Origin of the sequence: Sinorhizobium sp. 7-81, from assembly GCF_030124405.1 — a bacterium.
GTDB classification, from domain to species: Bacteria; Pseudomonadota; Alphaproteobacteria; order Rhizobiales; family Rhizobiaceae; genus Sinorhizobium; species Sinorhizobium psoraleae.
Window position 1 is genome coordinate 1 of the sequence record NZ_JASKLT010000040.1, and the last position, 10,066, is coordinate 10,066.

Sequence of the window (10,066 nt, forward strand, 5' to 3'; positions counted from 1 at the left end):
GAGCTTGGATGTCCGTTTGCTTCCATTTCGAAGCTCGTTGATCCTGCTGTCGGTCGTCACTAACCGAGGGTCATTCTAAAGGAATGGCATCCGACAGCTGCTGTCGGCTTTGTCGGATCAGCGACACAGACTTGTTTAAGCCAAACTCTTGTTTCGACTTACGGTAAATAGCTGAAAAACAAATAAAAGGCTCTTCTTCGGGCTCGATCAGCCAAATTGGCACGCGTTTTGAAACCCTCCTTGCGAGGCGGCGCGAGCTGCCGATCGCCGTTGCGATGGATGAAACGAAGGAAGGAAGGCTACATGTCAGATTTGCGTCAAATCGCATTCTACGGCAAGGGGGGCATCGGCAAGTCCACCACCTCCCAAAATACGCTCGCGCCCTTGTCGATCTCGGGCAGAAGATCCTTATCGTGGGCTGCGACCCCAAAGCCGACTCGACGCGCCTGATCCTGAACTCGAAGGCGCAAGACACGGTTCTGCATCTCGCGGCCGAGGAGGGTTCGGTGGAAGACCTCGAACTCGAGGACGTGCTCAAGGTCGGCTACAGAGGCATCAAGTGCGTGGAGTCCGGCGGCCCGGATCAGGAAGATGACAGTGATCCAGTATGCGCCGGACTCCAAGCAGGCCGGGGAGTATCGCGCGCTGGCCGAGAAGATCCATGCCAATTCGGGTCAGGGCACCATCCCGACCCCAATCACCATGGAGGAGTTGGACGATATGCTGCTCGACTTCGGCATCATGAAAACCGATGAGCAGATGCTTGCCGAACTCCAGGCCAAGGAAGCCAAGCTGGCGGCTGCCCATTAGGCACCCTCCCCTGCCGCCAGCAGGGGGGCGCGCCGGCCTTGAGCTGGCGCGTCCTTTCCAAGAACGCGCCTCGTCCGCGAGGCGCATGCGAACCTTGAAAGGGAACAGGCCCCATGAGCCTCGACTATGAGAATGACGGGCGCTCTCCATGAGGAGCTTATCAAGCAAGTGCTGTCGCAGTATCCAGACAAGGCGGCGAAGCGCCGCAAGAAGCACCTCAGCGTCGCAACGAACGGGCAGGAGGCCGACGAGGAGGGAGAGGTCCTCTCCGAATGCAGCGTCAAATCGAACATCAAGTCGATTCCGGGCGTGATGACGATCCGCGGCTGCGCCTATGCCGGCTCCAAAGGCGTGGTGTGGGGTCCGGTCAAGGATATGGTCCACATCTCACATGGGCCAGTCGGTTGCGGTCAATATTCCTGGTCGCAGCGCCGGAATTATTACGTCGGTACGACGGGCATCGAAGCTTCGTGACTCTGCAGTTCACCTCCGACTTTCAGGAGAAGGACATCGTTTTCGGCGGCGACAAGAAGTTGGAAAAGATCATCGACGAGATCGAGGAGTTGTTTCCGATGAACAAGGGGGGATCACCGTGCAGTCCGAGTGCCCGATCGGCCTGATTGGCGACGACATCGAGGCGGTGTCGCGCAAAAAGGCGAAGGAGCACGAAAAGACGATCGTGCCGGTGCGCTGTGAAGGCTTCCGCGGGGTCTCGCAATCGCTTGGTCACCACCTTGCCAATGACTCGATCCGCGACTGGGTCTTCGACAAAACGGAAGTCGAGTTCGAGGCCGGCCGTTACGACGTTAACGTCATCGGCGACTACAATATCGGCGGCGACGCGTGGGCTACGCGTATCCTGTTGGAGGAGGTGGGTTTGCGCGTCGTCGGCAACTGGTCCGGGGACGCGACGCTTGCTGAGGTAGAGCGCGCGCCGAAGGCCAAGCTCAACCTCATCCACTGCTACAGGTCGATGAACTACATCTGCCGGCACATGGAGGAAAAGTACGGCATCCCCTGGATGGAATACAATTTCTTTGGTCCCTCACAGATCGAAGACTCTCTGCGCAAAATAGCCAAGCATTTCGGGCCCACCATCGAGGACAAGACCGAGGCGGTCATCGCCAAGTACCGCCCCTTGGTCGATGCGGTCATCGACAAGTATTGGCCGCGCCTCGAAGGCAAGACCGTAATGCTCTATGTCGGCGGCCTTCGCCCTCGTCACGTCATCACGGCCTATGAGGACCTCGGGATGGTGATAGTTGGCACTGGATACGAGTTCGCTCACAACGATGATTATCAGCGCACCGGCCATTACGTGAAGAATGGCACGCTGATCTATGACGACGTGACCGGTTATGAGCTGGAAAAGTTCATCGAGGGGATCCGACCGGACCTCGTGGGCTCGGGCATCAAGGAGAAGTACCCGGTGCAGAAGATGGGCGTTCCGTTCCGTCAGATGCACTCCTGGGACTATTCCGGCCCGTATCACGGCTATGACGGCTTCGCCATTTTCGCCCGCGACATGGATCTGGCCATCAACAACCCGGTCTGGGACCTCTACGACGCCCCTTGGAAGAAAAAGGCTCTGCCGCCGATGGCGGTCGCGGCCGAATAAAAACTGGCCTCCCGGGAGCAGGGGGGCCGATGATCGCCCGCGACCCCTTATCCGCGGGAAACTTGAAACGTCTCGACGTCCTGTGCCGCCGCAAGGCGCGCCAGAAGGAAAGAGGTGACCACCCATGCCGCAGTCGGCCGAAAAAGTCCTCGACCATGCTCCCCTGTTCCGCGAGCCGGAATACAGGAAGATGCTCGCCGAGAAGAAGCTGAATTTCGAATGTCCGCACCCGGATCAGATCGTTACCGATCAACGCGAATACACCAAGACCTGGGAGTACCGCGAAAAACACCTCGCCCGCGAAGCCCTTGTCGTGAACCCGGCTAAAGCCTGCCAGCCGCTCGGCGCCGTCTTCGCGGCCGCGGGCTTCGAGCGGACGATGTCCTTCGTTCATGGCAGCCAGGGCTGCGTTGCTTACTACCGTTCACATCTGTCGCGACACTTCAAGGAGCCCTCATCAGCGGTTTCGTCCTCGATGACCGAGGACGCGGCGGTGTTCGGCGGCTTGAAGAACATGGTCGACGGTCTCGCCAACACATACACGCTCTACGACCCGAAGATGATTGCCGTCTCGACCACCTGTATGGCAGAGGTCATCGGCGACGACCTGCACGGGTTTATCGAGAACGCCAAGAATGAAGGCTCAGTTCCCGGCCGACTTCGATGTTCCTTTCGCTCACACACCCGCGTTTACAACCGTCTGAACTCCGCTGAGGCGGGACGGGCTCGGCAGACCGGCCTGACCGCCAAACACCCCGCAATTGGCCACCGGCGCGAGTTGATCGCGGCGAACGCCGGTCAACTGACCGATTTCATGGTGCCAATCGCTGCGCCGAAAAACGCGGCGCAGCGAAACGGACGGATTCGACTGTTCGACTCGGCCACCGCACGAAAGTTCGATCGGACGTGCCTACCTGAGGGCGGAACCGAGCCCGTGGACAGCTATCTCAACGAAGTCAGTTCAGCGGGCAACCGGATCAGCGCCGCCGTGCAGGAGTCCGGCGGCGGCAGACTGACCCTGGCTGGGCACCAATCATTATGATTGTCGCCGGTTCGAAAGCTGCGATGTTTATTTCATTCGATGCTGTGTCAGTGTCAGGCATCACTGTTGAAGCAATGAAGGTCGCGAAGAAACTTAAAGAAAACGGATTCAGGTGTTACCTGGACCTAGGTTACGATATAAACATAAGCAAGGGAAACTTCGGAAAGCCCTATGCGAACGAGACTTATCTATACCACAATTACTTTGAACTAGTGCGCGTAGATATCACTACTATACCTAACTATACTCCTGAATTTATAAAAGACGTAAATATAGCCTTGCTTAACCCGACACTTGCCGTATCACATGATGAAAAGGCTGCAATACTTACATCAGTGGATCAGGTTGCCGCAGGAGTAGCGCTTAAAATCGTTGCCCTATGGAAACGTCTGAACGTCAGCAAAGTTATTGTTGAAAACGGGACGCTGCCCGAAAATATCGTATATTCCCGAGCACTTCGCCTGGCAATTGAACAGTACGGACAGGCTCTGAATCTGGGGTGTTTCGTCATCTGGCGCGACCACGACCTGATGTGGAGTAGCGAGAAAAAGGCGATGAAATATGGCGTTCCACCATATCCCCATGCGGTTAAACCCGCAAAATCGCAATACATCACCTATGTTACCCTGAACGAAAAACTACGAAATGAACTAGAAACTTGGTGCAACTTTGAGGTGGAGGTTAAGGTCAGGAAAAATACCTATGACTTTTCAGAGCGGTCTCATCATAGTGACGTTAGAGAGTTATTACATATTGGAAAACACGATATCCTGATCGCGAGAACAACGCGTCTGATACCTCAAAAACGAATAGACCGAGATATTGTGTTGGTTCGACAATTAAATCAACGCTTCCGTGAACTCGGTGAAAGCACTTCCGCGACCCTCGTGGTTGCCGGAGATAAAAATGAAGATTACTCTCATTACGTAGAGCTTGTTCGGTCAGCACAAGCGTTAGGTATATCACAGTATATCAAGTTTGTCGGACCTTTGTACCACGACTTAATTCCTTCTAAGAGCGATGCGTTCACGATAGAGGATCTTTATTACTCGTGCGATCTAGTGTCATTTCTCACATCCTATGACTACGACAGTTATGGCAACCCCATTGGCGAGGCAATTAGCCAAAAGCGTTGTTATATCACCACTAGCTATGAATATTACGACGAGGTTTATGGTCGGCATGGATTTGAGGCCCCAGTATTGGAAATCTCCAGCACTAATGACGGGTTGCCCGGCATACGATTTATCGATGAGGTATTTCGTCTTCTCTCAGACAAACAATTGAGGAAGGCCGTCTCTGAAAGGAATTTTAATAGGGGGAAGCGCGTCCTTTCCAACAACGTCTTTGACGTGTTGAATTTGAATGATTGTGATTGAAGTTATGCGTGACACCATTTTCGTATCAGTTGTGCTCCCGGCCTTTAACGAAGGTGAGCGTTTGAACGACGTCCTTGAGTCAATTTATTATCAGCGTACGCATGGAGAATTGATTACTTACGACAGTTACGAACTTATAGTTGTCGATAACAATTCGACGGACAATTCTGTAGCCGTAGTCAATAACTTCAAAGCCAAACACCCTTCCCTAGACATCTATGTTGTTAGGGAAAGCGTTCAAGGCGTTTCATCCGCAAGAAAGCGTGGCATGGATTACGCGTCCTTGAGAGCGAAAGTTAGAGATAGCCGATCAGGAAAAAGAAACAAACACTATATTGTTTCTGCCGACGCTGACTGCACTGTTAGCCCTTATTGGCTCCATCATCTCATCGATAAAATGATGAAGGACGATGGGGACCTGGGAACCTGTAAATACTACTATAATGAAAAGAGCTTTCATCATCGCCCTAACCTATTCAGAGAAATACAGAAGACATTACGCTGCCGCGATTTTTCATTTAAACTATTTGGTGGCTTTCCTGATGGTAAAGGATTTGCGGTAGAGCGGGAATTCTATGATAAGGTGGGCGGCATCGAAATTTTCTATCAGTTGAACAATGGTCGCTTCGTTGAACATCTATCGGACGACTGGGATTTCGGTATTAAAGTAATTGCCTACGGCGGCAAGCCCGTCTACGCACCAGACTCTTGCGTACAGATCAATAGTCGACGCGTTGATACAATTCTTGATGAGGTGATCACGGGGGCGGCCTACGGCCGGGACGGCGTCATTATCATGAAGGATGTGCGTCCCGAGGTAACGCAGAAGAAAGCCCCGCCTGACACGACAGGCGAACAATCTAAGCAAGCTTGGTTTTACTCGATAAAGGACTACGTTCCTAAAAATATCATCTTGCCCGTATTATTGAACCCACGACTTTTGATGAAGAAAGTGGAAGTCAGGGATTTCTTCACCGAACAAGTGGCCGACAGACTGCACCAGCGCATCCAGGAAATCAAAAACGAGATGCGTATTATCGATTTCAGGGCCATTCATACCTATAAGACTCCCTCCTATCGGTTATATTTTGAGTTTCGCGACGAGATATTTGCCGCGCTGCGGCGTACAGTCGGCGATGACATCGGTTTTCCTCCCCCATTGCCCGCCTGCTTTGACAACGTCAGTCCCGAGGAGTTCAAGCGCTTTGTTTGGTACTTCTGTGAAGATCGTGAATCTGGCGAGGCACATAATTATTTTGCGAACGGAGGGGTGTTCTAAATGAATGAAGCAATGGCGTCTTTACGCGATCTGGATCCTAGGTATCCGGTCCCTCTAGTCTCCGAATTCCTTTCCAGATCGGAAAACAACGTTTTTCTGGACTACGTCTATAAGGATCCGTTTGGCTGTCATGTTTTCCCCGGAGATATAGAAAATTATCCACTGGCATCCTTTTTTTCAGACATGGAAAGCGAAATTGCAAAAGCGCAGCAAATCCATTTGTGGGCATACATTCCCAGTTGCCGTTACCGCTGCCATTTTTGCCAGTTTCCGTCGGTCATTCTCAATCCTCATTCAGCGTCTTCGCAGGCAGTCCTGAAAGAGCTGGTTGATCTGAATATTAAAGAAGCGACACTGTGGCTGGCGAAGGTGCCTAGCCTTGCCGAGGTTGAAGTTGGGGAGTTCAATATTTTTGGTGGCACCCCATCGCTGCTGCCTGAATCGGAACTGCGTAGGTTAATGGCGTTTTACAAAGCCAATTTCAATTTCACTACGACCACAATGCGGTTCGAAGGCGAACCTGGCACACTGACAAAATCGTACCTGTCGCTATTGCGAGAGCTTGGTTTCACAAAAGTAAGTTTTGGCGCTCAGTCTTTTGACGATCGAATCATTTCTGCTTGTGGACGTATGCATTCCGCAAACGATTGTGTTGAAGCTGTATACAACGCCCGGGAATTAGGTATTGACTGGGTCAGTGTCGATCTCATCTACGGCATGCTGGGACAAAGCGTAGACGCTGTGAGACACGACATGGAGAAAACCCGCGAACTGGAACTTTCCCATGTGGTCTGCACCAAGCTGCATCTGGAAGAGTTCATGAAAACCCGTACTGGCATCTCCGGGGAGCGTCGAAGTGTGTGGCAGAAAACAGGTTTGAATGATGTCGATAACATGTGCTTTCCGGGCCTGGGAAAGCAATATCAAATGCGCGAGCTCATCGAAAAATATTTGGAGAGCGCCTATCGTGAACACCCTACTATGTACTTTCATCGACACGATCGTCGACCGGAAAAATGGAAAAGCCTGGTTACCGATCTGGATAAACAGTTTCCCGAGGTAGCCGTCGGCCTCGGCGGTAGTTCGAAATGCACGAAAGCTGAAGCGATCAATATCACCGGTTATAGAGCTTACAGGGACGCTCTGCGCGAAGATCGTCTTCCGATCCAGGACAGCCGTGGCATGTCGCCTGTTCACCGGGAAATTAGCGCATTTAAAATGGCGCTCTCGACGCTCATTCCGGTCGATGATGCCGTATTCAGGCAGCGCTTTGGAAGAAGCTTTTTTGACAACGAGATCATCAATTGCGCGTTGAGCGAGTTAGTGGAAAAGTCGCTGGTTGTCATTGAACGCGATGTGGTGACGCTGACCCCCAATGGCATCACGTTGGTCGAAGCGATTATCAACACGCAGTTTGCGCCATCGCTCTTATAGGGTTCCTCATGGTCGACAACATAGACGACCTCCTCGAGCGCGCCGCTGGCCTCCCGAAGGTCTCCAATGCCCGCGAGATTTACAAACAAGACGAATTGATTTTTGGAGCGAAGTCGCCGGTATCCATGTGCGACACCCTCGCGCGCCAAGACCGCGTACGTGATGTTAATGGAACCCACAAAGGCGCGCGCCTCTCGCACGCGCCGGGCCGTCGCAGGAGTAATCGGGTTGCCGTGCTCGATCGAGCGCACCTGGACCGTCCCTATTACCTGACGCCGGATAAGATGGGCGACGGGTGCGGAAGCTTACACGGATCATCTCGTCCAAGGACGCCTTTTCCGTGCCCTGCCGGAAACGTCATGGCGTCCCATGCGCAGGTGCGCACGAGATAAAGCGCCACCGCAGGCGTCACCCGCGAGCGATACAATAGCAGCGTACCTCACTCTAGGTTTCGCCCCTCAGTTTGGACCACGCAAGATCCTGCACTGCGTTAGCGTGGAGTCGCAGAATGTCGGGCACGAAACATTGCCGTTGATACAGTGCTGTGATGGCTGGAGTGATCTACCTTCAGTTCTAACAGGTCAACCTTGCATGCGTGGCTCGGCTAGTCACCAATTCGGCGACGCTGAGAACTGCTGTCGGATCGGTAGATGACTCAACAGGCAGTGGCAACTATGCAATAGATTGGGGTAAGTTAGCCATTGTGCGCCCCTGAAGTCATATCAGTGCCAGTTTCGATTGTTTTCACGGCGCTCGCATATCTCTACATGTGCCTCTGCTTTTATCATTCTGCTTCATACGATCGTCCATGATCTCTGGAGAATTGAAGGGGCATCAACGATGCGACCGGTGGAACATCGGCGCAACGGCGGTGAAATCGGCCTCAGGGTGATGCGGGGAATTTTCCGATGTACTGTCTTGGGTGTTCTGGTCGCCATATGCATGAAGGTCCAAAGCTCTTACCTGAGCTCGAACGGAGGAGATATCGTGACCTGGATAGCCCACGATATGTCTTCGGTCCTGTATGAGCGCCACGACGGCGGCAATAGCTTCAGTTATAGAACGCCAACGCATTACAGCAGCCGCCTAGTCGCCATTTCGACCTGTATCGTTTTTCTGTACGGTTCCATCCGCTTGGGTATCGGAAAGCGGTTTCGCGTGCCTCTATGGAGGATGTCTGCAGTCGTAGGGTTGCTCTTTGCCAGCTACTTGTTGATCGATGCCTTCGAGGGCTTTTCGATCCTCCTCGGCGTTGGAGTGCTGCTCGCGACATACGGCCTCTTTGATCCAGAGTTTGGGCGATGGCGAGCAAGCGAGTTAGGAAGCAACCAGAGTGTATCATAATTGGCTTGATCGTTGGGACGAGCGGCGGGCGCGGCGCGGTGAGGAAGCGAAGAAAGTAACGGATTTCATCCTTGACGCCGGCCGGGCCTTTCCGGGCGAGAAGAGGATAGAAACTATCGACGAGTTTTGTGTCCTTGCGGACCAGGCCCTGTCTGATTCAAGCTTTTACGATGAGCCGAGCGGGAGCGGCCAGGGCTTTGTAAGGCACGATGGGTGGCTCAGATTTCCATCGGACATTTCTACTGACGTCGAAGAGAACAACGTCGTTTGGGCAAAAATCACCGAAAGCGGCTCGCTCGATCATGCCTTGGTAATTTTTCATCACTGGAATGCCAGCGCCCGAAATCGTCAGATTTCCAAGTTTTTCTCGCAGCGTGGGATCACGGTTGTCGAGATTGCTATGCCTTATCACCTCGAGCGCAGCCGTCCCGGCTCGCTGTACGCCGATTATATGCTTAGTTCGAATCTCGGCCGAACGATCCAGTCTGTAAGGCAGGCCGTATGGGATGGGCGAAAGCTCATCCGCTGGCTGAAGAGCGAAGGCTATCGAGAGGTCTCGGTTCTCGGCATGAGCCTTGGCGCCTGGGTTGCGGGATTGATCGCTGCGCATGACCCGGCCGTATCGAAGGCCTCGTTATTTTTGACGGCGGGTAGCCTCGCAGACATGGTTTGGACGGGGCGCGCGACCCGATCGATACGTGATAGCCTTGAGCCTGTAATTGAGCTCACCGATCTCCGAAGGGCATGGGGTCCGCTCAACTTGGAAAATTACGCGCGTAATCTGGCACGGTCCGATCTCGAACTTCACGTGGTGTTGGCTACGAGGGACAAGGTGGTGTTGCCCGACCTATCGAGACGCCTCATTCAGAAGCTGAAGGACGCCGGAGTCAGGCCGAATGTTTTGGAACTCAACTGCGGTCACTATTCGCTCGCCATGCCGCCTTACATTTTACTGGCGGGCTTGAGCTTGAAGCGGTTTCTATCGTGTGCGCACAAATCGGCCCGGCGAATATGAAGTTGGCGTCGGCCGCCGTCACAGTGACACGCAAGAAAGATCGAGAGCCGCCTAGTGAGGCGGCTCAACACTGATCAGCGCGTCGAATGCGGCCTCTTCCTGCTAGTGCTGGGCGAAGTTTCAGCGCCCGCTTTCCCTGCCCGCT

At 53.4% G+C, this 10,066-nt stretch carries 8 protein-coding genes and 4 pseudogenes; 11 read left to right on the forward strand and 1 reads right to left on the reverse strand.

Going from position 1 to position 10,066, the window contains the following annotated elements:
- Positions 1-70: 70 nt before the first annotated feature.
- Entirely contained in the window at positions 71-223 is a 153-nt protein-coding gene (locus QN224_RS33055) for a hypothetical protein (RefSeq protein ID WP_283980103.1), read from the reverse strand.
- An 80-nt stretch (positions 224-303) separates the two neighbouring features.
- Between QN224_RS33055 and QN224_RS34215 the strand changes: the two genes are divergently transcribed.
- From QN224_RS34215 to QN224_RS33100, 11 genes and pseudogenes are all read left to right on the forward strand, one after another.
- Entirely contained in the window at positions 304-450 is a 147-nt protein-coding gene (locus QN224_RS34215; protein WP_369292630.1) for a hypothetical protein, read from the forward strand.
- Positions 399-516 (forward strand): annotated as a pseudogene (gene nifH, locus QN224_RS34220) (nitrogenase reductase); the annotation flags it as partial. The gene QN224_RS34215 and the pseudogene nifH, both read left to right, overlap by 52 nt.
- A 66-nt stretch (positions 517-582) precedes the next feature.
- Entirely contained in the window at positions 583-810 is a 228-nt protein-coding gene (locus QN224_RS34225) for a hypothetical protein (protein WP_369292631.1), read from the forward strand.
- A 113-nt stretch (positions 811-923) separates the two neighbouring features.
- Positions 924-2,428, forward strand: a pseudogene (nifD, locus tag QN224_RS33065) (nitrogenase molybdenum-iron protein alpha chain).
- A gap of 124 nt (positions 2,429-2,552) precedes the next feature.
- Positions 2,553-3,120 (forward strand): annotated as a pseudogene (locus QN224_RS33070) (DUF3364 domain-containing protein); the annotation flags it as partial.
- 86 nt (positions 3,121-3,206) lie between these two features.
- Positions 3,207-3,470, forward strand: a complete 264-nt coding sequence (locus tag QN224_RS33075) for a hypothetical protein (RefSeq protein WP_283980104.1) — start codon at positions 3,207-3,209, stop codon at positions 3,468-3,470.
- Positions 3,471-3,493: 23 nt separating this feature from the next.
- Positions 3,494-4,849: a hypothetical protein gene (locus tag QN224_RS33080; protein WP_283980105.1), complete on the forward strand. Its 1,356-nt coding sequence runs from the start codon at positions 3,494-3,496 to the stop codon at positions 4,847-4,849.
- On the forward strand, positions 4,836-6,128 hold the full coding sequence (locus tag QN224_RS33085) for a glycosyltransferase family 2 protein (protein WP_283980106.1): 1,293 nt from the start codon (positions 4,836-4,838) through the stop codon (positions 6,126-6,128). Before QN224_RS33080 ends, QN224_RS33085 begins: the two co-directional genes overlap by 14 nt.
- Positions 6,129-7,562 carry a radical SAM protein gene (locus QN224_RS33090; RefSeq protein WP_283980107.1) on the forward strand — a complete coding sequence of 478 codons (1,434 nt, stop codon included), beginning with the start codon at positions 6,129-6,131 and terminating at the stop codon, positions 7,560-7,562.
- A 661-nt stretch (positions 7,563-8,223) separates the two neighbouring features.
- Positions 8,224-8,906 (forward strand): annotated as a pseudogene (locus QN224_RS33095) (RcgA family putative transporter); the annotation flags it as partial.
- On the forward strand, positions 8,896-9,921 hold the full coding sequence (locus QN224_RS33100; protein WP_283980108.1) for an RcgR family putative quorum lactone hydrolase: 1,026 nt from the start codon (positions 8,896-8,898) through the stop codon (positions 9,919-9,921). The pseudogene QN224_RS33095 and the gene QN224_RS33100, both read left to right, overlap by 11 nt.
- The last annotated feature ends 145 nt before the right edge of the window (positions 9,922-10,066 follow it).